Genomic DNA, 21,897 nt, shown 5'->3' with positions numbered 1-21,897 from the left:
CATGTCACGCGAATATCTCAACCAAAACAACCAGATCAACCCTTTCCTGTCCACCTCTCCGAAATTGTACCGCGAATCGTTCGCTACAATTCTGGTGAAGCTGGCCAATGTCTGGATGAGCCGCCGCGCCACACGCAAGCATCTTGGCCGCCTGACAGATCATGAGTTGAAAGATATCGGGCTGACACGTGAACAGGCGCTGACCGAGGCCACCAAGCCCTTCTGGCGCGGCTGAACACCTCCAAAAGAACCCCTTCCTGGCCGGGCCTTGTGCCCGGCACTTTTTATTTCGGGGGAATAGAATAGGTCAGCGAGGCGCGCGCAACAGGGGCATCACTGCCATCGGATCGGATCAGAACATCCCCCACGGCCAATACCCGGCCCAGCTTCAACAGACGCGCCTCGGCGATCAGGTCGCGGCCCGCTTGCGGTTTGCGCATGAAGTCTATCGAGGCATTGGTTGTCACGGCCAGCGCCACTGGTCCGATCATTGCCAAAACCGCGACGTAAATCGCCACATCAGCCAGCCCGAACATGGTTGGGCCGGACACGGTTCCGCCCGGCCGCAGGTCGTCTTGTGACACCGGCAGTCTTATGCGCGCGGACATCGCACTGGCATCCTCGACCACAAAATGTGCAGCTTGCGGAAAGTCGGTTTTAAGAAATCTGTTCAACGCCGCAGCGTCCATCATGGGTGTTCGGGTCATCGCATCCTCCGCCCGCAGCTTTTCGCCCAGAGGCGTTGTTGGCAAGTCTGACGCTAGGTCGCGCGGCGGCGGATCAGCAGTTCCAGCTTGTTCAGCGCACGGGTGTACCAGCGCGCGTTGACACCTTTGTGCAGATAGGGTCGCCGTACTTTGGGGTTTACGGTGCGCAATACGTCGTCGGCCATCTGGATCTCGGTCAGATCACGGGCCTTCAGGGCGGCAACCTCTTCCACCGTCAGGCTGTGGAACAGCAGCGGATCAGGACCCGTTAGGTATTCCGACAGGCGGGCGCCAAGCGTTCGCCGCCCAAAGCGCAGCGTTGCCACTTGCGGCAGCTGGCAGGCAAACGGATCGGCATAGTGCAGCATGGGGGCAAAGCGGGCGGCGGCGGTGCGGGCATTGTCGCGCTCGGTCGGCCCAAAACTGAACCCCGTCTGACGCAGCGCACCCACATCAGCAATCACCACGTCATAGACCCAGCGGCGCGACCGGTCGCTTTGATCGGCTGCGCCATTGTCGTTCTGATAGCCCCGAAAGGGTGGCCAGGGGCGGTATTCCCCCTTGCTGCGCAGCTTGGATTTGCCCAGCGAGAAACAGGGGTGCACAAAGGCATGTCGGACATCGGCGCTAAGGAACTCGGTGATCGTGGTCCAGTCTTCGGGCCCCATGTCGCGCACCACCTGCATGTCGTCCTGCAGGAACATCAGGTAAGGCTTGGCGCACACCTCGACGGCATAGTTCATATTGGCATAGAGCCCACCGTGGCGACCGGCCTGTTCAGCTTTGGGTGTGATGACCTCTACCGGTAAGTCGTTCAAAACCGCAACGGTCTCGGGGTCGGTGGAACCATCGTCCAATACGGTGATACCCACGCCGGGCAAATGAGCCATGGCCGATGCCACGCATGCCTTCAGATAAGGGCCACGGTTGAACGACAGGATGAAAAGGTGCAGGTCCATACCCCTGGCTACCCTGCCCGCATATTGGCGCGCAACATCAATGTCAGCACAAAGGCCACGCCCGCGACGATCAGCGCGAACCACAGGATTGCGGCCTCGGCCCCCAGCGCGTAAAGCCCGGCCCCGATTACCGGGGCCAGCGCCATGCCCGCCGTCGGCATAATCGACAACACGCCCGAGATGGCCCCGAACCCTTCGCGGCCCAACAGCTCGGCCGTGACCACCGGGCGCATCACGCTGACCAACCCGACCGAGGCGCCCTGTAGCCCGGCGAAGACAAAGATCAGCAGCGGCTCCACCCCGGCCACCAACAGCGTTGCCATGGCCAGCACGCTGCCCAGCCCCGTCAGGCGGGTCACCCCCAGCGACGTCACCCGGTGCTGACCCAGCATCAGCACCACCCGGCCCGCCACCTGCGACGGACCGATGCACGAGGCCGCCAGCACCGCCATCGCCACCGGCGCGCCAGTGGATTGGAACAGCACCATCACATAGGTCACGATCAGCGAATGGTTCATCCACATCAGCCCGAAACACCCCGCAATCAGCCAAAACGCCGGGCGGCGCATGGCACGCGCCAGGGTGCCGGGCGGGGTTTCGGTGCTGGTCTGCCCCGCCAGCGCGTTGCGGCGCAGCCGGATCACGCCCCAGATGTTCACCGGCGCCATGACAACCAGAACCGCCACCGCAAAGCTCCACAGCGCGCCGCGCCAGCCCAGGGCCTCGCCCAGCACCGCGCCCGCGGGATAAGACAGGGCCGAGGCAAAGCCCGCCACCAGCGTCACCCGAATGATCGCGGCGCGGGCCTGTTCGCCCAGACGGCGGGTCAGAAAAGCAAAGCAGGTTTCATAAAGCGCGCCGCCCTGCACCACCCCCAGGATCAGCCAGCCAATGATCCAATGTGCGTGGCTTTGCGCCAGGGCCAGCACCGCCAGCCCAAGCGCCCCGACAAAGGGCAGATAGCTGAGCAGGTCACCGCCCCTGCCCCGGTCCACCAGCCGCCCCGACACCGGCGCCAGCGCCGCGGCCAGCAGGATCGACAAGGTTGGCCCCAGCGCCAGTTGGCCCTTGGTCCAGCCGGTTTCGGCCTCCAGCGTCACCAGAAGTGCGGCAAAGACATAGTAAAAGCTGCCATAGGCCATGGTTTGACCCACCGCCAGCAGCCAGACGGCCAGGCTGTCGCCTTTGGTTTTGGGCGTTTGGGTCACACCCCGTACAGGTCGCCGAACTTGGCGTCGAGGTAATCCAGCAGCGGCGCCTCGGACGGTTCAAACCCGCAAGCCCGCGCGATCACGTCGCGCGGTTCATAGAGCCCGCCATGGGTCTGCAGGTTGTCGCGCAGCCAGGCCAAAGCGGCCGACGGATCGCCCTTGGCCAGATCGGCCTCCAATTCCGGAACCGCTTTGCGCAACGCCTGGTACAGGCAACCGGCATAGACATTGCCCAGCGAATAGGTCGGGAAATAGCCAAAGAGGCCCACCGACCAATGCACATCCTGCAGTACGCCATTGGCTGGCACATCCACGGCCACACCGAAATCGGCCGCAAACCGCTGGTTCCACGCGGCCTCAAGGTCATCAACCTCCAGCGTGCCGGCCACCAACTGACGCTCCAGATCAAAGCGCAGCATGACATGCAGGTTATACTGCACCTCGTCCGCCTCGGTCCGGATGTAACCCGGGTGAACCCGGTTCACGGCGCGATAGAACGCCTCGGGGTCGGTCACGTTCATTGCGCCGAACTGGTCCTGCATCTGGCCAAACAGCCAACTGGTGAAGGCGCGCGAGCGGCCCAGCTGGTTTTCGTAAATCCGGCTTTGGCTTTCATGCACGCCCATCGACACGCCTTCGCCCAGCGGGGTCAGCAAATAGGCATGGTCAATATTCTGCTCGTAAGTGGCGTGACCGACCTCGTGGATGGTGGAATAGAAGCAGTTGAACGGGTCATGCTCGGCCACCCGTGTGGTGATCCGCACATCCAGGCCCGAGCCCGAGCTGAACGGGTGTACCGCCTTGTCGATACGGCCATGGTCGCTGTTGTAACCAAAGGCAGCGGCCAGCTTGTCGGACACACGCAACTGGCCAACTTCGGCAAATTGGCCCGACAGCGGCGTGGGCGCTGTGGCCCCCATCACCCGGTCCAGCAGCGCCACAAGGCGCGGGCGCATCCGGTCGAACATCGCGCCGATCTCGGCCGCGCTGGTGCTGGGCTCGTAATCCTCCAGCAGCGCATCGTAAAGGTCGCCACCATCAGCCAGCGCCGCGGCCGCCTCGCGTTTCAGTGCCACAACCTCTTTCAGGGTGGGCAGGAAATGCGCCACGTCGTTATTGGCCCGCGCCTCGGCCCAGATTCCCTGACTTCGCGAGGTCAGCTTGGCCAAGGCTGTGGCCAGATCTTCGGGCAGTTTGGTGTTGCGGGCATAAGACCGGCGGATATGGCGCAGCTTGGCGGCACCCACCGCATCCAACGCCCCATCGTCGATTGCGGCCAGCCAGTCACCCACGCGCGGATCGGTGCGGCGGGCGTGCAGCACCGCCTCCAACGCGCCCATCTCTTCGGCGCGTTGCGGCGCAGCTCCGCGCGGCATCACCGTTTCCTGATCCCAGCCCAACCGGCCGGCAACCTGCGACAGCGCCTCGGTCTGGTGCTGAAACGCCATAAGCTCGTCAAAAGCGCTCATCTTACCCTCGAACAGATTGCTGGGCCGGATAGCCCGCGTTGAACCGTGCACGCAGGATCAGAACCCACGCCATGATCGCGCCCGCCTGATGCAGCAATGCCAGGTGCAACGGCGCGGAATTCACAACGGTTACAATGCCGATCAGCGCCTGCAACACAAGCATGGCCAACGCCAATGTGAACGCCCCGCGCGTGGCCACCACGCCCGATTTCGACGCGCGCCGCCAGACGACGATGGCAAAGATCAACAACACATACCCCGCGACCCGGTGCATGAATTGCACCAGCCCGTCATTTTCAAAGAAATTGCGCCACCACGGGTCGATCCCGAACATTTCGGGCGGGAAAATCCCGCCTGCCATCAAGGGCCAATCGGTATAGCCGCGGCCCGCGTCAATACCGGCCACCAGCGCGCCCAGAAGGATCTGCAGAAAGGTGAAGTGCAGCAGCCCCGTGCCCATGCCGAACAGCTTGCGCTCGCGCGCGCGGCGCGCTTGCAGAAGGTCGGTTTCGGCCCGGCCCAGCGTCAGCACGTACCACGTGATAAAGCCCAGGATCACAAATGCCAGCCCCAGATGAACGGCCAATCGATAAGACGCCACGTCAACCATCTGCCCGCTCAGGCCCGAGCTAACCATCCACCAACCAATCGCACCTTGCAGGCCACCAAGTACGCCTAAACCCAAAAGCCGGCCGGTCCAACCTGTTGGGATCTGTTTGCGCAGAAGGAACCACAGGAACCCAACCGCCCACACAAGGCCGATGACCCGGCCCAATTGCCGGTGGCCCCATTCCCACCAATAGATGGTTTTGAATTCAGCCAAGCTCATTTGCGCGTTTTGCAGCGTGAATTCCGGGATCAGCTTGTATTTGTCGAACTCGACCTGCCAGGCCTCGGCAGACAAGGGCGGCAGCGCGCCGGTGATCGGCGCCCATTCGGTGATCGACAAGCCGCTATCGGTCAACCGCGTCAGTCCACCCACCAGGATCATCGCGGCCACCATCACGAACAGCAGCATCAACCAGATGCGAATACCGCCGCGCGCGCCGCGAGCCCGGTCGATCAGGCCTCCCTGCGGCCCGGCCGCCGGTTTGGCCGTGTCAGCCACTTCCTCGAAAATCGAACGTTTTTCGGCCATTGCGGGCTCCGTCATTCTGATGTGCTGGCAACCTAGGGCTGCGGGCTGGCCGGGGCAAGCGGATGCGCGGTTTTTTCGCGCCCGGCGACGGCTAGTCGCGGTCGCGGGTTTTCCAGCGCACCAATTGGCGCAACGCGCCGTGCAGCATCTGCACATCGGCGCGGGTCATGGCAAAGCGGCTCCACATATTGCGCAGGTTGATCTTCATACCCTCGGCTTTGTGGTCAGGGAAAAAGAACCCCTCTTCCTCAAGCCGCTGCTCAAAATGCTCGGCCAGCTTTTCCACCTCAATCTGCGGCGCCGGGTCGGTTTTGGCCAGATGCACCAGTTCGGGCACGATCTCGGCGGTTTGACGGCGCCATTCATACCCTGTCAGCAACACACATTGCGCCAGGTTCAGCGAGGCAAAATCCGGGTTCACCGGGACCGAGATGATGGCATTGGCCCGCGCGATATCGTCGTTTTCCAACCCCGCGCGTTCAGGCCCGAACAAGACCCCCACCTTGCGCCCCTGAGCACAGAGCGCGCGCGCATGCTCCATCGCGCGTTCGGGCGTCATCACCGGCTTGGTCAGATCCCGCGACCGGGCGGTTGTGGCGAACACATAATCGCAATCGGCGCAGGCACCGGCCGTGTCGTCATAGGTCCCAGCGCCGTCCAGCACCCGCCCCGCGCCCGAAGCCGTGGCCACCGCCCGCTGGTTCGGCCACCCGTCGCGCGGGTCCACCAGCCGCATCCGCGTCAGCCCGAAATTCAGCATCGCGCGCGCCGCCGCACCAATGTTTTCGCCCATCTGCGGGCGCACCAGTATAAAGGCGGGTTGTCGGTCAGTCATAGTGTCAGGCTTTCGTGGCAATCGGCGCGGTGATACGCTCAGCATCAACCAGACGCAAGGGAGGTCCCGCATGGCCTATGACGAAGGATTAGCCGAAATTCTGCGCGACGCCTTGTCGGACACACCCGGCATCTCCGAGAAACGCATGTTTGGCGGTCTGTGTTTCCTGCTGAACGGCAACATGGTCTGCGGTGTGCACAAAGGCGGCGGCATGTTCCGCGTCGGCAAAGAACAGGAGGCCGCGGCGCTGGCCATCCCCGGCGCCGCTCCCTTGTCGTTCACCGGGCGCAAGATGGGCGGCATGGTCGAGGTCACCGATGACGGCATGGGCAATGACGACACGCGCGGCGCGCTGCTAACCCTGGCGCTGGGATTTGCAAAAACCCTTCCGCCCAAGTGAGCCAGCCGTTATAGGGGCGCAAGCCAAGATCAAGGAGCCCGCAAATGGCCACCACCCCCGAGCAGCCGCAGATTTACCTGATCACCCCGCCTGAATTCGAGTTGTCGACCTTCCCCGCACAGCTGGCCGCGGTGCTGGACGCGCACGAGGTTGCCTGTGTGCGCCTGGCCCTGGCAACGCTCGAGGAAGACCGCGTCGCCCGCGCCGCCGACGCCGTGCGCGAGGTGACAACCGCCCGCGACATCGCGCTGACCATTGCCGATCACGTGCAGCTGGCCGAACGCTTTGCGCTGGATGGCGTCCACCTGACCGATGGCGCGCGATCAGTCCGCAAAGCGCGCAAAGCCCTGGGCGACGATGCCATCGTCGGCGCCTTTTGCGGCAATTCCCGCCACGACGGCATGACCGCTGGCGAGATCGGCGCCGATTACATCGCCTTTGGCCCCACCACCGAAACCGCGCTGGGCACCGGCGAACCGGCCACGCCCGAGCTTTTCGCCTGGTGGTCGGAAATGATCGAACTGCCGGTGGTCGCCGAAGGCAACCTGACGCCCGACGCCATCGCGACCCTCAGCCCCATCACCGATTTCTTTGGCATCGGGCCCGAGATCTGGGGCACCGACACCCCCGCCGCCGCCCTCGCTACGCTGAAATCGGCGATGACGTGACGGCCTGGCGCCGGCCCGAGCGGAAGGGGCGCACGCCCCGCCGCGAGACAGAAAAAATGGCGCGGAACGGGCCTCAATCTGACAGTAGCTCGGCCGGAAAGCCACCGCGCACCGCCGCCTCGCAGGCCGCCGCCAGGGCCTTGCGGTCGGCAAAATCCGCCACCCGCAATGGCGGGTGATAAATCACTTCGACCGATCCCTGCTGGCGCGCCGCCAATACCTGCAACAGGTTTGCACCAAACCCCATATCGCCCCACCAGCCGTAAAACCGCGCCTCTGCCCCCTCGGGCGCCCGGTACAGCACGCTGACCGGCTGCACCCACAGCACATCCCGTAACGCCTCACTAAAGAACGCCGCAAACAACGTGGTCTTGAACGGCAATACCCGGCGGCCATCGCTCGATGTGCCCTCGGGGAAAAACAACAGCTTGTGCCCGGCCAAAAGCCGCGCCTCGAACAGCGCCGTCTGCGCCCGCGCCTCGCGCCGGTCGCGGTTGATGAACACCGTGCCCGTCGCACGCGCCAGCCAGCCGATGCCGGGCCAACTGGCCACCTCGGCCTTCGAGACATAGTAAATCCGCTTGCGCGCGTTCAACGTGAAGATATCCAGCCACGAACTGTGATTGGCCACAAACGCGCCGCGATGGGTCATGATCTGCCCGCGCACCCGGTGCGGCATGCGCAGGATTACAAAGGCCGCGGTGCAGACAAACCGGGTGATATAGGGCGTCACAGGGCGGCGCATTCCGAAGATCGGCCGCTCGATCAGCCGGACCAGCAGCAACAGCGCCAAACATCCGAACGTCACGATCCCCAACAGGCTGCCACGCCACGCGACGCGCAACCAATCTCCGAAACTCAGCTTGTGCGGTTCCGGCTCGGGTCCATCTCCATACCAGGTGGCACTCACGCGCCGCGCCCTTCGCGAAAGGCTTCGCGGCTCTTGGCGTTCATCAACTCCGTATCCATGATCAACAGAACATCCGTGGTTTGAAAGGCATGGTCTACATAGGCCCCTTCACCCACGACACCACCCAGCCGCAGATAAGCCTTGATCAGCGCCGGCGTGTTCAACATCGCCTCTTTGCGGTTCACCTGATCGGCAGGGATACGTTCCATGCCCAGATACGAGTCCGCCAACGCCTTGGCACGCAAGTGTTCCGGTGCCAGGTGGTTGTGATGCAAATAGGCCAAAGGCTGTGCCAGAGCGTCGGCATCAGTGCCGTGAAAACTGGCCACGCCAAAAAGAATTTCGATATCGTGATCAAACACATAGGCCGCCAACCCATTCCAAAGATGGTACATGGCGGTGCCGCCCCGGTGGTCGGGATGCACGCATGAGCGGCCCAGTTCCAACAACGTGCGGCCGGATGAGATCAACGGCGACAGGTCATATTCGTCGGCTGTGTAGAACCGGCCCACCCGATGCATCTGATCGCTGCGCATCAGCCGGTAAACGCCCACCACATGGTCCAGATTGGCGGGATCGCGCCGCGTATCAACCAACACCATGTGGTCATAGAAAGGATCGAAGGCATCCTGTTCGATCCGGGCATCGTGATCGACCATCTCGCCGTCACCACCCAATTCTTCCACGAAAACTTCATAGCGCAACCGCTGCGACGCGCGCAGATCGTTGGGGTCTTCGGCCAGCCGAATGGCATAATAGCTGTCTGTGGGCTCCATATCGGGGCGGGCCTGCTCTTGTTGCGCCGGTTTGCAGCCTTCTAGTCAGCCACCTTTCACATTGCAACTGTTGGCGCTGGATTGACGTTTGTTAACCACCCGTTAAGGTTGATTTGCAATTCATTGGAACAAGGCAAGGCCGCTTAGCCGGAGGAAAATTCAGGGATGAGATCCACTTCGGACCCGATCAGCACAACCTTGCCTGCATTCTCGAAGTTCACAGTTAATTTGCCATTGATATTCGACTGGACCTGCCCCAACCCCCAATCTGGCTCGCGCGCGTTGCGCACAAGCTGCCCGGGTTCGAGCATCGCGTTGAAATCCGACATTGGCCTGCTCCTATTTTGCGAGGTTCCCGCATGAAACCCGACACCCGGCCCGATCTCGCAGCACTTTTGGGTTCGCGTATCTGTCATGATCTTATCAGCCCACTTGGGGCCATTGGCAATGGGATGGAACTTTTGCAGATGTCGGGCGCGCCGCAAAGCCCCGAGATGCAGTTGATTGCGGACAGCGTGGCCCACGCAAATGCCCGGATTCGCTATTTCCGCATCGCCTTCGGTGCCGCCAGCATCGATCAGCAGATCGGGCGGCGCGAATTTGCCAGTGTGCTGGACGACAGTTTTGCCGGCAGCCGGATCACCATCATTCACGACGTCCAACCAGATTTGCCCCGTTCCGAGGCAAAGCTGGCGCTGATGCTTGTTCTATGCCTTGAAAGTGCGCTGCCTGTTGGGGGCAAGATTGCGCTTTCTCAATCCGACCAAGACAAATGGCAATTGTCAGCCACCGGTCCACGCCTGAATGTGGATTATGAGCTGTGGAGCCTGTTGACCAGCCCGCTTTCAGCCCACGACCTGAAGCCCGCCGAGGTTCATTTTGGATTGCTTGCAGACGCAGCCGCCCGCGCAAGGCGGGCGTTGCAGGTAGAGTTGGGCAGTGAAACCGTCAGCGTTCGTTTTTAAGCGCGGGTCGTTCCGTCGCCCTCAACCAGATATTTGAAGCTGGTCAGTTGCTCGGCGCCTACCGGGCCGCGGGCGTGCATCTTGCCGGTGGCAATCCCGATCTCGGCGCCCATGCCGAACTCGCCGCCATCGGCGAATTGGGTCGACGCGTTGCGCATCAGGATCGCGCTGTCGAGGCGCTGAAAGAAGGTCGCAGCCACGGTGTCATCCTCGGTGATCACGCAATCGGTGTGGTTCGAGCCAAAGTCGCGGATATGCGCGATTGCGCCCTGCACGTCGTCGACCAGTTTCACGGCGATATCCATATCCAGGTACTCGCGGCCCCAATCGTCGTCGGTTGCGGCCTGAACACCCGGCAGATGGTCCAGCCCCGCACCCGCATGCACGCGCACCCCGGCCGCCACCAGGTCGGCGATCAGCTGCGCGCCCAGCCCGTCGGCAATCTGACGGTGGATCAGCAGGCATTCGGCCGCCCCGCAGATACCCGTGCGGCGGGTCTTGGCGTTCAAGACCACCTTGCGCGCCTTGTCGGCATCGGCGGCGGCATCCACAAAGATATGTACGATCCCTTCAAGATGGGCAAAAACCGGCACCCGCGCCTCGCGCTGCACCAGGCCCACCAGCCCCTTGCCGCCGCGCGGCACAATCACGTCGATCGTGTCGGTCATGGTCAGCATCTCGGCCACCGCGGCGCGGTCGCGGGTGGGCACGCGCTGAATGGCGTCCTCGGGCAGACCGGCGGCCCGCAGGCCATCCTGCAGACAGGCATGGATCAGCCCGGCGGAATGAAAGCTTTCCGAGCCACCGCGCAGGATCACCGCATTGCCGGCCTTCAGGCACAGCGCGCCGGCATCTGCTGTCACGTTGGGCCGGCTTTCATAGATCACGCCGATCACGCCCAGGGGCGTGCGCACGCGGCGGATGTTCAGCCCTGTGGGCTGATCCCACTCGGCCATCACCGCGCCCACCGGATCCGCCTGCGCGGCCACGTTGCGCAGCCCGTCGCACATACCCTGAATGCGCGCCTCGTCCAGCATCAGCCGGTCCATCATCGCGGGGCTTAACCCCTTGTCGCGGCCAAACTCCATGTCCTTTGCATTGGCGGCAATGATCTCGTCGCGCCGGGCCCAAACCGCATCGGCGGCGGCTTCCAGCGCGTGCTGCTTAACCTCGGCTGGTGCAAAGGCCAGATCCGCAGCGGCGGCGCGCGCGCGCGCGCCCAGTTCGGCCATCATCTGGGGAATGTTTTCCATATCTTTCATAGCACCATATCATCCCTGTGGATCAAAGCGGCCCGTCCGGGATAGCCCAGAACGGATTCGATGTCACGCGACTGACAGCCCTTGATCCGGCCCGCCTCGGCCGAGGTATAGCGTGTCAGCCCGCGCCCCAATGCGGCACCATCCGGCCCGCAAATCTCGACCGGGTCGCCGCGTTCAAACGCGCCCGACACCTCGGTCACGCCGATCGGCAAAAGCGACCGACCCTGTTTCAAGGCCGCAACCGCGCCCGTATCCAACCGAACCGATCCGCGCGGTTTCATGGCCGCAATCCAGCGTTTGCGCGCCGCCTGCGGGTCTTCGCGTGGCAGAAACCAGGTGGCATTTGCGCCATCAGCCAGTGCCTTGAGCGGCCGCAGGGGCGAGCCTTCGGTGATCGCCAGCGCACATCCCGCCCCAGTGGCCGTTTTGGCCGCCATCAGCTTGGTCTTCATGCCGCCCTTGGACAGGCCCGAGCCCGCATCGCCCGCCATCGCCTCGATCTCGGGCGTGATCTCGGCGATCACGTCGAACCGTTTGGCCGCGGGGTCCTGCGACGGGGCAGCGGTGTAAAACCCGTCGACATCCGACAGCAACACCGCCTGATCAGCGCCGATGGTCACCGCCACCTGCGCGGCCAGCCGGTCATTGTCGCCAAACCGGATCTCATCCGTGGCGATGGTGTCGTTTTCGTTCACGATCGGCACCACGCCCAACCCCAGAAGTTGCGCCAGCGTGTTGCGCGAATTCAGATACCGGCGGCGGTTTTCGCTGTCTTCCAGCGTCACAAGAACCTGCGCGGTGGTGATGGCATGGGGCGCCAAGGCCTCTTCATAGGCGCGGGCCAGGCGGATCTGGCCCACCGCAGCGGCGGCTTGCGATTGTTCCAACGCCAGCGCCCCCACCGGCAGGCCCAGCACCGCGCGGCCCAACGCGATGGAGCCCGAGGACACAATCACAACCTCGGCCCCGCCCGACTTCAGCCAGGCGATGTCTTCGGCCAGCCCCTGCAGCCAGTCCGAGCGCAATGCCCCACTGGCCCGGTCCACCAACAGGGCCGAGCCGATCTTGATCACCAGCCGTTTCGCGTCGGTCAGGGTTGCCACTGTTCGGGCTCCTCATCGGCCTTTTTCAGGCGCAGCCGGTCCTCGGTGATCTCGGCCCGCACAGCGCGCAGCACATCGGTCAGCCCCTCGCGGCTGACGCCCGACATCATCATGACGGGGTGGCCGGTTTCGACCTCAAGTGCTGCCTTTTTCTCGGCCCGCTCCTCGTCATCCAACGCGTCGATCTTGTTCAGTGCCGTGACCCGCGGCTTGCCAGCCAGATCGCCGCCATAAGCCTCCAGCTCGGCAATGATGGTGCGGTAATCGGCGGCCACATCCTCGGACGTGCCATCCACCAGATGCAGCAGAACCGCGCAGCGCTCCACATGGCCCAGGAACAGATCGCCCAGGCCCCGCCCCTCGGACGCGCCTTCGATCAGGCCGGGAATGTCGGCCATCACGAACTCGGCCCCGTCCACACCGACCACGCCCAGATTGGGGTGCAGCGTGGTGAACGGGTAATCGGCAATCTTGGGCCGCGCGTTCGACGTGGCCGACAGAAAGGTCGACTTGCCCGCATTGGGCAGGCCCAACAGCCCGGCATCGGCGATCAGTTTCAGCCGCAGCCAGATTGTGCGTTCCACGCCCGGCTGGCCGGAATTGGCGCGGCGCGGGGCCTGGTTGGTGGCGGTTTTGAAATGCAGGTTGCCAAAGCCGCCATTGCCACCCTTGCCCAGCATCACCCGTTGGCCCACCTCGGTCAGGTCGGCCAGCAGGGTCTCTTCATCTTCGTCCAGAATCTCGGTGCCCACGGGCACGCGCAACACGATATCATCGCCCGAAGCCCCGGTGCGCTGCGCGCCCTGCCCCGGCCGGCCGTTCTTGGCAAAGAAATGCTGCTGATAGCGAAAGTCGATCAGGGTGTTCAGCCCCTCAACCGCCTCGGCCACCACGTCGCCGCCGCGCCCGCCATCGCCGCCATCAGGGCCGCCATATTCGATATATTTCTCGCGCCGAAAACTGATACAACCATTCCCGCCGCTGCCCGAGCGGATGTAAACTTTGGCAAGATCGAGGAATTTCATGAAGTTCGGCTTTCGATTGGGATGCGGACAGGCGATAGAGGGAAACGGCCCAAGGCTCAAGCCCCGGACACCGTTTCCCTAGATTGGCAATGGTCGCAGTGTCCCCATCGCTCAGCCCAGCTTTTTCAGATAGGTCCAGGTGGGGACTTGGGCGTTGCGCGCAACAGAGAACGCCTCGGCATCGCCGATATATTCAAACCCGGCATTGGTCAGCACCCGGGCCGAGCCGGGATTGTCCTGAAAGACCGATGCAAAGATGGTTTTACATTTCTGCGGGTTCGCGGCCAACATGGCGCCAACCGCCTCGGATGCGATGCCTGTATTCCAAAAAGCCGGCGCAACCCAATACCCTACCTCTGACTGGTTTCGATCCATCCGGTCCAAAGCAATCACCCCCAGAACCTCGGACAGGTCATGTCCTGATCCATCCATGATCCACACATCTTCGGTGCGTTCCGGATCCAACGCACGTGCCACAAAGGCCTCGGTCGCGCCGGGGGGCAGCGGATTGGGGATCGACCGGGTAAAACGGGACACGCGTTCATCCCCGGCATACATGGCCAACAGGCCTGCATCCGATTTGCGCACGGGGCGCAGGACAAAACGTTCGGTCTCGATCACCGGAAGGTTCTTTTCTATCTGATCCATCTTCATGCCTTCCCTCCTCCGAAAAGCACATAACCGACGCTGGCCACCGTCAGGGCAGCAAGAGCCAACATTAAGTAGCGTTCAGCCGGTTTTCCGGCCACGGCCCCCGCCAAACGCTCACCAGCGAACGTATAGACGGGGTGTAACACGATCTGCGTTGCCAATAGGCAAATGGCGATGATCGCCGTTGCCTGCAAGGCGGGGGTGCCGGGGCTCACGAAATTCGTGAACCCCGCCGTGATCATTGCCCAGGCCTTGGGATTCAGCGGATGTACCGCCAAACCGGCCCCAAACCCCGGTGCGTCAGACGCAGGTGCGCCGGGCGCAAGGCGCATGCCCGCAATCCGAATTGCGAGCCAGCAAATATAGGCTGCCGAGACCCATTTGAGCAGGTCGAACACCACGGGAACCTGATGCGACAATGCCAACAGACCCAGGCCAAGCGGCCAGATCACCAGCTGCTTACCCAACGCCACACCCGCCACAAACGGCAACGCCCGACGCAGACCAAAGCGCGCCCCTGTGGCCATCAGGGCCATGTTTGCGGGGCCCGGTGTGCCCACCTGGCTGGCCGCAAAGGTCAGGAAAGATGCGACGGCGACGCTCATGCGTCCCTCGCATTCCGCTCGGCCCATTTGGCCTGTGCTTTCTTGCGCCACGGCGCGTCACGTTCCCAGTCACCCGCCATGATCGAACCATAGGGTTGGATCTCGTCCACCACCTCGGCCAGATCAAACGCCGCCATCTGGGCGCGCACGGTTGCCGCCGGCTTGTAGGCCGATGGCAGCTCGGACACGTCGATATTGCCACTAAAGAACCGTGCATCCAGCCCGGCGGTTTCGCGCGCAAACAGTTCAGCCTCGGTCAGATCACCCTGCGCACGTTTATGTGCCGTCCGCGACATGTTACGGCCAGCACCATGCGGGGCAAAGCCATAGTTGCGGTCGGTAACCGCACCGCGGATCAGCAGAACCGGTTCGGCCATGTTCAGAGGAACGATCTGCAACCCGTTGGTATCGGGCAGAAAATCGGCATTCACGGGTGTTGCCCCCTTGGCATGCCAAAACAGATCCCCGTCGCGGAAGACGAAGTTGTGTTCGTTCCAGAACCGCTCCACCACCTTGGCGTCGGCAAAAACTGTCGCCGCCTGATGGATGGCGTTGTGATTGGCCTTGGTCCATTTCCGCACCAGTTGCAAAGCGTCCCAATAGGCCACACCATCCGCACTGTCGGCAGGAATCCACGCGTTTTGCTTCAACACGCCCGTGCTCAGCTTTTTGCGCCATTTCTCAGCACATTTCATGCCCAGCTTGTACAGCCCCGCACCTGGCCCACGCGACCCGTGATGGGTCACCAGACACGTGGTGCCGTTGGCCTTGGACACACCGACAAAGGCAAAATGGTTGCCGTCACCCTGCGTGCCCAGATGCTCCATCGCGGCTTGCAGGATCTTCTTGTCTTTCAGGAACGCATTGTCCCGAAACGCATCATAAAGCGCTGGCGATACGGTGTAACGCTGACCATTCGGACGCCCCCCGGGGCCGAAATGCGTGGCCTTGTGGACCGCGTCCAACACCGTTTTGGGGTCGGAATCTGCAAACTCGGTCACCATGACAGAACAACAGATATCGGCCGAATGCATACCGGGATGAATGGCGTTTTCTGCCGCCACAACACCGCCCACCGGAATGGTGCCTTCGGGGCCAGCCGGACAAGCATCGGGCATCACCGCACCTTTGCGCAGCGTCGGCGTACGCATCAGCACGTCCATGGTGGCCGTGACTTTGTCCAGGTTGTCGCGTTCCTGTTCGTCACCGGCTTCGAGGTTCAGCACGTATCCGGGATTGTCCTGCAACCCCACGCGCGGCGACGGTTTGTTGGCAGCCACCCAAGCCGCCAAATCATCGCCCTGCAGGTTCAGCGCCCGCACAGTTTCCAGAGCGCGACCCAAATCGGCGCCCTGCTCAAAACCCAGATCAATCAGATCCTTGCCGGTAACAGTCATTGTACTAGTCCATTCTTCCTCGTTGCGAGTAAATGCCCAAATGTGGGCGGTGAAATGGCCAGTCTCCAAAAACGAGAAAGGGGACCGGCCTGTTGCCGATCCCCTGAAATCTTTTACCTTCGAGGTTTCGGCTTATTCAGCGGCCTCCGCTAACGGGAGAACCGAAATGAAGGTGCGGCCTTTCAGGCCTTTATGGAATTTGACGTTGCCTTCGGTGGTCGCAAAGATGGTGTGGTCTTTGCCCTGACCCACGTTTTCACCCGGCCACCACTTGTTGCCGCGCTGACGCACGATGATGTTGCCGGGGATCACGGCTTCGCCGCCATATTTCTTTACGCCAAGACGACGGCCCGCACTGTCGCGACCGTTCCGAGACGAACCACCTGCTTTTTTATGTGCCATGTGTCTCTCTCCTTAGCCTTTGGCCAGCTCTTTGGCTTGCTCAACCCAGCCCTCGCGCTCGATACGGCCTTTGAACGACAGTTTCTCGTCGAACTCGGCGATATCGGCCTCGGTCCAGGCTGCGATCTGCGCAAACGTGGTTACGCCAGCTGCCAGCAGTTTCTTTTCCAGCGCCGGACCAACACCCGACAGTTTCTTCAAATCATCCCCACCCTCGGGCGCGGCGGCTGCGGGAGCCTCGGCCTTGGGTTCGGCTTTCTTGGTGGCCTTTTTCGGGGCCGGAGCAGCTGCCACAGCAGCGCCTGCCGACGCGGCACCGATTGCTGCCTTCACACCCGATTTGTCGGCACCCTTTTCCAGGATGTCGGTCACACGCAGCAGGGTCAGCTGTTGACGGTGGCCCTTGGTGCGCTTCGAGCTGTGCTTACGGCGGCGTTTGACGAAGTTGATCGTCTTGGGGCCTTTGATCTGTTCGATCACTTCGGCCTGAACACCTGCATCGGCAACGATCGGTGTACCCACGGTGCCACCAACCATCAGAATTTCGTTGAATTGTACGGTTTCGCCAGCATCAGCGGCCAGTTTCTCGACGCGCAGAACGTCGCCCGACTGTACCTTGTATTGCTTGCCACCGGTCTTGAGGACCGCGAACATGGTCATCTTCCTTTATCATCCGCATCCTGTGGCCCCGCGTTTGCGGTGTTAAATGCCTCGGACAGCGCGCCCTTGCGGGCCGTCATTACAGAATCCGCCCTTGGTTACCCAGTGGCAGAGATGCGGTGTATGTGAGCAAACCTGCTCAAAGTCAACCCGCATTGCCACGAGCTTTGCGGCTTTTTCAATGCGCTTGCCGCCATGCGGTCAGATATCTTCACCCGCGTCCATAAACCGTGCCGCCGCAAAACCCATTTCGCGCGATACACGGCTGAAACTGCGATCAAAACCCGCAAAAAGCGCAATGTTCAGGCTGCGTCCCGCGGGGCTTTGCGAAAAGTCGATATAGCTTTGCAAGTCCGCGTCATTGGCCGGGGCATAGGCCAGGGCCAGATAGGAAAAGACCCACTCGGTCGTGTCGGCACGGATGTCGGCTTCCTGCGACCAGACCTCGCGCAACATGTCTTCCTCGCCCATTTGCAAGGGCACCCCCCCTTCTTCCAGGCCCCGGTAAAACGCAAAGTTGGCGTTCAAAGCGTTTGCAACATTCAGGTCGACCAGATTGTTGACCTCGATGAATTTGCGCAGGATATCGACACGCGGGTCCTCGTCTGCGGCCATCTGTGCGTAAGTGGCGCGGGCAGCTTCGTCTGCGGCATCGTCCATCATGGCGCGACGCGCTTCTTCTTCAAGCACAACAAATTGTGCGCCGGTTTCACCCTGGAAGAACTCTATGATCGCGACCATATCCTCTTCGGACAGCTCAACGGCAAGCGCGTCCTGCATTTCGGTTTGCAGCCGATCGGCGTCATAGATGGTACCAACCACCCCTTCCCAGCTGGGCCCGCCACGCCCAGGGAACATCTGATCCTGAATGGATTGCCCGTGTCCCTGCCCCTCTTCGGCCAGAATCTCGGCAATTTGGGAAAACCGCAGCGCCTGCAATACGTCGCCCGCCCCAACCGCATGTGCAATATTCGCCCACAACATTCCAGCCACGCAAGCAACGGAAAACAAACTGGTGCGCATCGTCATCCCTTTCGGAAAACAGCTTTCTCTGGTCGTGATAGTACGGTGCGGGTAAAGAATTTCCAACCACATGCCGAAATGGTGAATTATCGGCTTGCGCAGCCGCGCCCAAGGCTCTAAATGCAGCCCTCACAAACCACTTGGCTGCGGAGAGGTGCCGGAGTGGTCGAACGGGGCGGTCTCGAAAACCGTTGTCCCTTCACGGGGACCCAGGGTTCGAATCCCTGTCTCTCCGCCACTTCCATTTAGATCAATGACTTAAGAGTTGGACAGGCAAGTGCGACACAAAGTGGAGCACCACGCCCATGAAACTGTCCGCCTGGGTTCGGTTCTTAGCTGACTTTGTTGGTGATCTTACAGGCCGAAGCCAGCTGGTCGAGACGCAACGCAGAAGGCACACCATCGACCATCCGGATATTGGGATGGAGGTAGGGCTGAAATCGCACGAGTTCTACCAAACTCAAACAAATTTCTCGAACTTACAACTTCGACTGCTGTTACCCTAGCAATACCTTGCGGCACCAAGCTGAAAGGAACTCGTGGCTAAGGTCAATTCTGACGCAAAATTCTGCAGCCACTCAGGCACGGATCTAATCTCTCCTCTCCAAAGTGAATGCAGACCCTTGTTTTTTTAAAAGAGAAACAATCAACTCTTCCGGACTGGCAACATCAGATGCAATAAGCTTCAAAAAAGTCGATTTTTTGTATGGATACTTTAAAAAAATATGCGCCCCATCCTTGGAAATATCAACTCTCGCCCCATTTAAATAACATGTATAAAAGTGATCTCTGATACGGCAGGTGTATCCATCCCTAACTGAAAGAGCGTCGTAGACTACTTTGGTTGAATCCATGTTCGGCGGAACCAAAGTGAAAAATTCACGTTCGGCAGAATATCTAGGGCTAACAATTGAGAATAATACAAGAGTCCCAGCATAAAACAAAACTACTGCGACCACCACCGTCAGTAGAATATAATAAAACCGCTTCGATGTAAATTTCATTGGGTTAGCGCTCCACGAAGCACACCGATTGCGTGGTTATGGATCATTGTTTCTCTGTATGACAAGCCGATTGCGCTGGGTATCACGACAAGGTGTGTTGTTCCAACGCCATCAAACGCCAAACCTGCGAACTTGAATGTTATGTTAAGCGTGTCTACAATAACATCCCCCAAAGTGGTTGATATGGTTCTGCCCCTTTTATCGCTTTGCCTGACTAGTGTTCTTGTTGAAGAAACGTAGTGGTCGGTATTGCTCATAGAAGATGAGTGAATACTAGATGCACCCCCGGCGGAATTATAGACTTTAATCTCAAGAGAGGGATTGTTGCTATTTAACGCGCCGGTTACCGCCAAACCTCCCCCTAAGGAATGCCCCACCAAAGACAATTTCTTTCCACCAAGAGCCGTTGTCACTTGACCTACAAGAGCGGCGGCTTGTTCGTGCTGAGGCGATGTACCGTAGACACCATGCGATGCATTCATGATCCAGTCACCGATATCTTGGGAACCCGCAAACCCAAGAACATACTCACCCGTTTCGGAATTTTTATACATTCTAGACTTTATGCCAGTACCTTTATCCGAAAATTTTACGCCTCCCAACCCTAATTTCTCCAACTCAGAACTGGACAAAGCAGTCCAATTATCGGGCAGGTCACCAACATCTGGTTCATCGTGATAGGTGTCTTCAGCGAGTCCAGCCCCATCGCTTTCGGTAACATTCCCGTTCGGATCCATCAGGTTGATTGGATCATTGAACGAGTAGCTGTACCTATTCGTCCCCACCCCCGGCTCGGTCACTTCGAACCAGTCTGGTTGGATGAAGAGGCCGAGTTTGGGGTCGTAGTAGCGGGCATTGAGGAACTGCAGGCCGGCATCGGCGTCGTAGCGTTCGCCGATAAAGCCCTTGGTTTCAATGGCTTCGGACGGATCGAGGGTCCAGTCGGTGGCCTCGCCGAAGGGTTTATAGACGCTCTCCTTCGCCGCGCCGCCACTGTCATTGGTGATCATCCGGACCGAGTTCAGCTGGTCTTTGTGCAGCGCCGAAGGCATACCGTCGACCATCCGGATATTTGGATGGGGGTAGGCCAGCAGGCTTTCATTGCCAGTGCCGTAATCGCGGATCTCCAGCGGGCCGACATAGAGCGTGGTGTTCTCGGCCCCTTGCCCGGTTTTCTCGATTTTCTTCAGCCGCGTGCCGTCGGCGCCGTAGACATAGGTGGTTACGTTGGTGCCGTCATCCACCGACAGCGGCCGGTTCTCGGCGTCATAAGCCATGGCCTTGCCGAGGAGCAGCCCGGTGGTCATGTTGCCGTTGGTGATATCTTCCGATGTACTTCGCGTGAGAACGGCTTTTTGATACCATCTATAAAAACCTGGTACAACTTAACTAGTTTTTCTCAGTTTCAAGTTTTTCTAAGATGAAAGCCAAAAAAATAAACCCACTTGCGCCCAGCAATACATACCCGATTTGCAAAGTGTTCAAAGCAAGTTTAAGTTGCTCTGCGGTAAGTGGAAAAACGTGATTCAACGCGACGGAAATAAGTATAAGAATGGGCAAACCGGTAGCAAAAGAAAATGATGTTTTCCTCAGATCTCTTAGTGCACACAAAAACAGACGAATGTACCAGGTTGCAATTGGTGTCCCACGAGTGATTACTGAGTTTCTGGTTTCTGCATTGCTCACTAAGGCAATCAAAGTAATGGCGATGCCGCTCATCGCCAGCCAATAATATACTTCAAACTGAACTGCTCTAGACAAGGGTTTTGTGTGCATCATACTCACTCTTGAGATCAGGGACCAAGTGTATCGTCATCTGCATCTTGGTCTACACCATTGTTGACTATTTCTTTACTTGCTTCGGGTCACTTCGAGCCAGTCCGGCTGGATGAAGAGGCCGAGTTTGGGGTCATAGTAGCGGGCGTTGAGGTTGAGGCGGATCAGGGATTGGTCCCGGGGACCAATGCCCCGCCGAACAGGCCGCTGTCGGCGTCGTAGCGTTCGCCGATAAAGCCTTTGGTTTCAATGCCTCGGTCGGGTCGAGGGTCCAGTCGGTGGCCTCGCCGAAGGGTTCATAGACGCTCTCCTTCGCCGCGCCGCCGCTGTCATTGGTGATTATCCGGACCGAGTTCAGCTGGTCTTTGTGCAGCGCCGAAGGCACACCGTCGACCATCCGGATATTGGGATGCGGATAGGCCAGCAGGCTTTCATTGCCGGTGCCGTAATCGCGGATCTCCAGCGGTCCGACATAAAGCGTGGTGTTCTCGGCCCCTTGCCCGGTTTTCTCGATCTTCTTCAGCCGCGTGCCGTCGGCGCGGCGCAGGTGGGCAGTGTTGATCTAGACGCCCGACGGCGCCTTAGGCATAGCTGGCGGTCAGACCGTTATGGATAAACGGGTAAGAGCGCTTTTTGCCGTGCTGCCCGATGGTCATTTTTAGTTGGCGACGTGGGTGACCAAAAAGTATTCGCTACTTTAAGAACTCGCTCCAGTACTCACATCCGGGGAAGAGACTTGCGAATTTTTCTCGCAACAGGCTTTTGCCGAAGTAGGTTTTTCTTGGGTCCATTAAAGCTACCGGCGAAACGGTGATCCGACCAAAATTTTGTTCACCAAGCTCACCTACCATAAAGACACGGATAGCGTACTCTTCATAGGCCGTCCGAACGCTCTCATTCAAAAATACTGACAGAAAATTGCTCCCGTTAAAGGAGAACATCCAAGTACTT

The 21,897-nt window shown here is 60.3% G+C and carries 25 protein-coding genes and 1 tRNA gene; 5 read left to right on the top strand and 21 right to left on the bottom strand.

All coding sequences use genetic code 11. The annotated features are described in order from the left end of the window. Position 1 precedes the first annotated feature (1 nt). Positions 2-235, top strand: coding sequence for a DUF1127 domain-containing protein (locus ACMU_RS05590; protein ID WP_035257588.1), 234 nt, complete (start codon positions 2-4; stop codon positions 233-235). 49 nt (positions 236-284) lie between these two features. On the opposite strand, the gene ACMU_RS05585 is transcribed toward ACMU_RS05590, so the two are convergent. From ACMU_RS05585 to ACMU_RS05560, 6 genes are all read right to left on the bottom strand, one after another. Next, positions 285-707, bottom strand: coding sequence for a PaaI family thioesterase (locus ACMU_RS05585; protein WP_236626202.1), 423 nt, complete (start codon positions 705-707; stop codon positions 285-287). A gap of 53 nt (positions 708-760) precedes the next feature. Then, complete coding sequence (locus tag ACMU_RS05580; RefSeq protein ID WP_035257014.1) at positions 761-1,666, bottom strand: glycosyltransferase family A protein; 906 nt, start codon at positions 1,664-1,666, stop codon at positions 761-763. 8 nt (positions 1,667-1,674) lie between these two features. Continuing rightward, positions 1,675-2,874 (bottom strand): MFS transporter, encoded by a 1,200-nt coding sequence (locus tag ACMU_RS05575; RefSeq protein WP_035257013.1) that lies wholly within the window; start codon positions 2,872-2,874, stop codon positions 1,675-1,677. Continuing rightward, positions 2,871-4,346, bottom strand: a complete 1,476-nt coding sequence (locus tag ACMU_RS05570) for a carboxypeptidase M32 (RefSeq protein WP_035257010.1) — start codon at positions 4,344-4,346, stop codon at positions 2,871-2,873. Before ACMU_RS05570 ends, ACMU_RS05575 begins: the two co-directional genes overlap by 4 nt. A gap of 1 nt (position 4,347) precedes the next feature. Further along, the gene (gene ctaA, locus ACMU_RS05565; protein WP_035257009.1) at positions 4,348-5,484 is read right to left on the bottom strand and encodes a heme A synthase; all 1,137 of its coding nucleotides are present in this window, start codon (positions 5,482-5,484) and stop codon (positions 4,348-4,350) included. Between the two features lie 91 nt (positions 5,485-5,575). Continuing rightward, positions 5,576-6,319 (bottom strand): RNA methyltransferase, encoded by a 744-nt coding sequence (locus tag ACMU_RS05560; RefSeq protein ID WP_035257006.1) that lies wholly within the window; start codon positions 6,317-6,319, stop codon positions 5,576-5,578. A 70-nt stretch (positions 6,320-6,389) separates the two neighbouring features. On the opposite strand from ACMU_RS05560, the gene ACMU_RS05555 reads away from it, so the two are divergent. Beyond that, positions 6,390-6,719, top strand: coding sequence for a TfoX/Sxy family protein (locus ACMU_RS05555; protein ID WP_035257005.1), 330 nt, complete (start codon positions 6,390-6,392; stop codon positions 6,717-6,719). Positions 6,720-6,763: 44 nt separating this feature from the next. Further along, positions 6,764-7,387: a thiamine phosphate synthase gene (locus tag ACMU_RS05550; RefSeq protein ID WP_035257004.1), complete on the top strand. Its 624-nt coding sequence runs from the start codon at positions 6,764-6,766 to the stop codon at positions 7,385-7,387. A gap of 73 nt (positions 7,388-7,460) precedes the next feature. On the opposite strand, the gene ACMU_RS05545 is transcribed toward ACMU_RS05550, so the two are convergent. From ACMU_RS05545 to ACMU_RS05535, 3 genes are all read right to left on the bottom strand, one after another. Beyond that, positions 7,461-8,297: a lysophospholipid acyltransferase family protein gene (locus ACMU_RS05545; protein ID WP_035257003.1), complete on the bottom strand. Its 837-nt coding sequence runs from the start codon at positions 8,295-8,297 to the stop codon at positions 7,461-7,463. Next, a complete protein-coding gene (locus ACMU_RS05540; protein WP_035257002.1) occupies positions 8,294-9,073 on the bottom strand; it encodes a GNAT family N-acetyltransferase in 780 nt (259 codons plus the stop codon). Before ACMU_RS05540 ends, ACMU_RS05545 begins: the two co-directional genes overlap by 4 nt. 143 nt (positions 9,074-9,216) lie before the next feature. Next, positions 9,217-9,402, bottom strand: coding sequence for a DUF3553 domain-containing protein (locus tag ACMU_RS05535; RefSeq protein ID WP_035257001.1), 186 nt, complete (start codon positions 9,400-9,402; stop codon positions 9,217-9,219). Positions 9,403-9,432: 30 nt separating this feature from the next. Between ACMU_RS05535 and ACMU_RS05530 the strand changes: the two genes are divergently transcribed. Continuing rightward, the gene (locus ACMU_RS05530; RefSeq protein WP_035256999.1) at positions 9,433-10,038 is read left to right on the top strand and encodes a histidine phosphotransferase family protein; all 606 of its coding nucleotides are present in this window, start codon (positions 9,433-9,435) and stop codon (positions 10,036-10,038) included. Here ACMU_RS05530 and ACMU_RS05525 read toward each other — a convergent pair. From ACMU_RS05525 to ACMU_RS05485, 9 genes are all read right to left on the bottom strand, one after another. Then, positions 10,035-11,300, bottom strand: coding sequence for a glutamate-5-semialdehyde dehydrogenase (locus ACMU_RS05525; RefSeq protein WP_035256998.1), 1,266 nt, complete (start codon positions 11,298-11,300; stop codon positions 10,035-10,037). The genes ACMU_RS05530 and ACMU_RS05525 overlap by 4 nt on opposite strands. Continuing rightward, on the bottom strand, positions 11,297-12,403 hold the full coding sequence (proB, locus tag ACMU_RS05520) for a glutamate 5-kinase (protein WP_035256996.1): 1,107 nt from the start codon (positions 12,401-12,403) through the stop codon (positions 11,297-11,299). Before proB ends, ACMU_RS05525 begins: the two co-directional genes overlap by 4 nt. Next, complete coding sequence (gene obgE, locus ACMU_RS05515; protein ID WP_035256992.1) at positions 12,391-13,428, bottom strand: GTPase ObgE; 1,038 nt, start codon at positions 13,426-13,428, stop codon at positions 12,391-12,393. Before obgE ends, proB begins: the two co-directional genes overlap by 13 nt. 111 nt (positions 13,429-13,539) lie before the next feature. Then, on the bottom strand, positions 13,540-14,082 hold the full coding sequence (locus tag ACMU_RS05510) for a GNAT family N-acetyltransferase (protein ID WP_035256989.1): 543 nt from the start codon (positions 14,080-14,082) through the stop codon (positions 13,540-13,542). Continuing rightward, complete coding sequence (locus ACMU_RS05505; RefSeq protein ID WP_035256987.1) at positions 14,079-14,684, bottom strand: LysE family translocator; 606 nt, start codon at positions 14,682-14,684, stop codon at positions 14,079-14,081. Before ACMU_RS05505 ends, ACMU_RS05510 begins: the two co-directional genes overlap by 4 nt. Next, complete coding sequence (locus ACMU_RS05500; RefSeq protein WP_035256985.1) at positions 14,681-16,081, bottom strand: RtcB family protein; 1,401 nt, start codon at positions 16,079-16,081, stop codon at positions 14,681-14,683. The genes ACMU_RS05505 and ACMU_RS05500 overlap by 4 nt, the downstream gene beginning before the upstream one ends. Positions 16,082-16,213: 132 nt before the next feature. Then, positions 16,214-16,483 carry a 50S ribosomal protein L27 gene (rpmA, locus tag ACMU_RS05495; RefSeq protein ID WP_035256983.1) on the bottom strand — a complete coding sequence of 90 codons (270 nt, stop codon included), beginning with the start codon at positions 16,481-16,483 and terminating at the stop codon, positions 16,214-16,216. Positions 16,484-16,495: 12 nt separating this feature from the next. Next, complete coding sequence (locus ACMU_RS05490) at positions 16,496-17,137, bottom strand: 50S ribosomal protein L21 (protein ID WP_035257585.1); 642 nt, start codon at positions 17,135-17,137, stop codon at positions 16,496-16,498. A gap of 207 nt (positions 17,138-17,344) precedes the next feature. Next, on the bottom strand, positions 17,345-18,166 hold the full coding sequence (locus tag ACMU_RS05485) for a DUF2059 domain-containing protein (protein WP_161635627.1): 822 nt from the start codon (positions 18,164-18,166) through the stop codon (positions 17,345-17,347). Between the two features lie 148 nt (positions 18,167-18,314). Here ACMU_RS05485 and ACMU_RS05480 point away from each other — a divergent pair. Further along, positions 18,315-18,404 (top strand) — tRNA-Ser (locus tag ACMU_RS05480). Positions 18,405-18,756: 352 nt separating this feature from the next. Here the strand turns inward: ACMU_RS05480 and ACMU_RS19230 are convergent. From ACMU_RS19230 to ACMU_RS19225, 3 genes are all read right to left on the bottom strand, one after another. Continuing rightward, positions 18,757-19,170 (bottom strand): hypothetical protein, encoded by a 414-nt coding sequence (locus tag ACMU_RS19230; protein WP_152544522.1) that lies wholly within the window; start codon positions 19,168-19,170, stop codon positions 18,757-18,759. Then, positions 19,167-20,477 carry an RHS repeat-associated core domain-containing protein gene (locus tag ACMU_RS05475; protein ID WP_035256980.1) on the bottom strand — a complete coding sequence of 437 codons (1,311 nt, stop codon included), beginning with the start codon at positions 20,475-20,477 and terminating at the stop codon, positions 19,167-19,169. The genes ACMU_RS19230 and ACMU_RS05475 overlap by 4 nt, the downstream gene beginning before the upstream one ends. Before the next feature lie 82 nt (positions 20,478-20,559). Beyond that, positions 20,560-20,946, bottom strand: coding sequence for a hypothetical protein (locus ACMU_RS19225; RefSeq protein WP_152544521.1), 387 nt, complete (start codon positions 20,944-20,946; stop codon positions 20,560-20,562). Between the last annotated feature and the right edge of the window lie 951 nt (positions 20,947-21,897).

The sequence above is a fragment of the Actibacterium mucosum KCTC 23349 genome (assembly GCF_000647975.1).
GTDB lineage: Bacteria > Pseudomonadota > Alphaproteobacteria > Rhodobacterales > Rhodobacteraceae > Actibacterium > Actibacterium mucosum.
The sequence above is the reverse complement of the archived record's forward strand: the minus strand, read 5'-3'. Positions and strand labels throughout refer to the sequence as shown.

Bases quoted from the DNA above. Each gene is read 5' to 3' on its own strand.
- ACMU_RS05490 (WP_035257585.1), bottom strand. From the start codon at position 17,137: ATGTTCGCGGTCCTCAAGACCGGTGGCAAGCAATACAAGGTACAGTCG.
- ACMU_RS19230 (WP_152544522.1), bottom strand. From the start codon at position 19,170: ATGAAATTTACATCGAAGCGGTTTTATTATATTCTACTGACGGTGGTG.
- ACMU_RS05590 (WP_035257588.1), top strand. From the start codon at position 2: ATGTCACGCGAATATCTCAACCAAAACAACCAGATCAACCCTTTCCTG.
- rpmA (WP_035256983.1), bottom strand. From the start codon at position 16,483: ATGGCACATAAAAAAGCAGGTGGTTCGTCTCGGAACGGTCGCGACAGT.
- ACMU_RS05570 (WP_035257010.1), bottom strand. From the start codon at position 4,346: ATGAGCGCTTTTGACGAGCTTATGGCGTTTCAGCACCAGACCGAGGCG.
- ACMU_RS19225 (WP_152544521.1), bottom strand. From the start codon at position 20,946: ATGCACACAAAACCCTTGTCTAGAGCAGTTCAGTTTGAAGTATATTAT.
- ACMU_RS05555 (WP_035257005.1), top strand. From the start codon at position 6,390: ATGGCCTATGACGAAGGATTAGCCGAAATTCTGCGCGACGCCTTGTCG.
- ACMU_RS05475 (WP_035256980.1), bottom strand. From the start codon at position 20,477: ATGACCACCGGGCTGCTCCTCGGCAAGGCCATGGCTTATGACGCCGAG.
- ACMU_RS05535 (WP_035257001.1), bottom strand. From the start codon at position 9,402: ATGTCGGATTTCAACGCGATGCTCGAACCCGGGCAGCTTGTGCGCAAC.
- ACMU_RS05500 (WP_035256985.1), bottom strand. From the start codon at position 16,081: ATGACTGTTACCGGCAAGGATCTGATTGATCTGGGTTTTGAGCAGGGC.
- ACMU_RS05540 (WP_035257002.1), bottom strand. From the start codon at position 9,073: ATGGAGCCCACAGACAGCTATTATGCCATTCGGCTGGCCGAAGACCCC.
- obgE (WP_035256992.1), bottom strand. From the start codon at position 13,428: ATGAAATTCCTCGATCTTGCCAAAGTTTACATCCGCTCGGGCAGCGGC.
- ACMU_RS05530 (WP_035256999.1), top strand. From the start codon at position 9,433: ATGAAACCCGACACCCGGCCCGATCTCGCAGCACTTTTGGGTTCGCGT.
- ACMU_RS05560 (WP_035257006.1), bottom strand. From the start codon at position 6,319: ATGACTGACCGACAACCCGCCTTTATACTGGTGCGCCCGCAGATGGGC.
- ACMU_RS05510 (WP_035256989.1), bottom strand. From the start codon at position 14,082: ATGAAGATGGATCAGATAGAAAAGAACCTTCCGGTGATCGAGACCGAA.
- ACMU_RS05580 (WP_035257014.1), bottom strand. From the start codon at position 1,666: ATGGACCTGCACCTTTTCATCCTGTCGTTCAACCGTGGCCCTTATCTG.
- ACMU_RS05585 (WP_236626202.1), bottom strand. From the start codon at position 707: ATGACCCGAACACCCATGATGGACGCTGCGGCGTTGAACAGATTTCTT.
- ACMU_RS05550 (WP_035257004.1), top strand. From the start codon at position 6,764: ATGGCCACCACCCCCGAGCAGCCGCAGATTTACCTGATCACCCCGCCT.
- ACMU_RS05525 (WP_035256998.1), bottom strand. From the start codon at position 11,300: ATGAAAGATATGGAAAACATTCCCCAGATGATGGCCGAACTGGGCGCG.
- ACMU_RS05485 (WP_161635627.1), bottom strand. From the start codon at position 18,166: ATGCGCACCAGTTTGTTTTCCGTTGCTTGCGTGGCTGGAATGTTGTGG.
- ACMU_RS05505 (WP_035256987.1), bottom strand. From the start codon at position 14,684: ATGAGCGTCGCCGTCGCATCTTTCCTGACCTTTGCGGCCAGCCAGGTG.
- ctaA (WP_035257009.1), bottom strand. From the start codon at position 5,484: ATGGCCGAAAAACGTTCGATTTTCGAGGAAGTGGCTGACACGGCCAAA.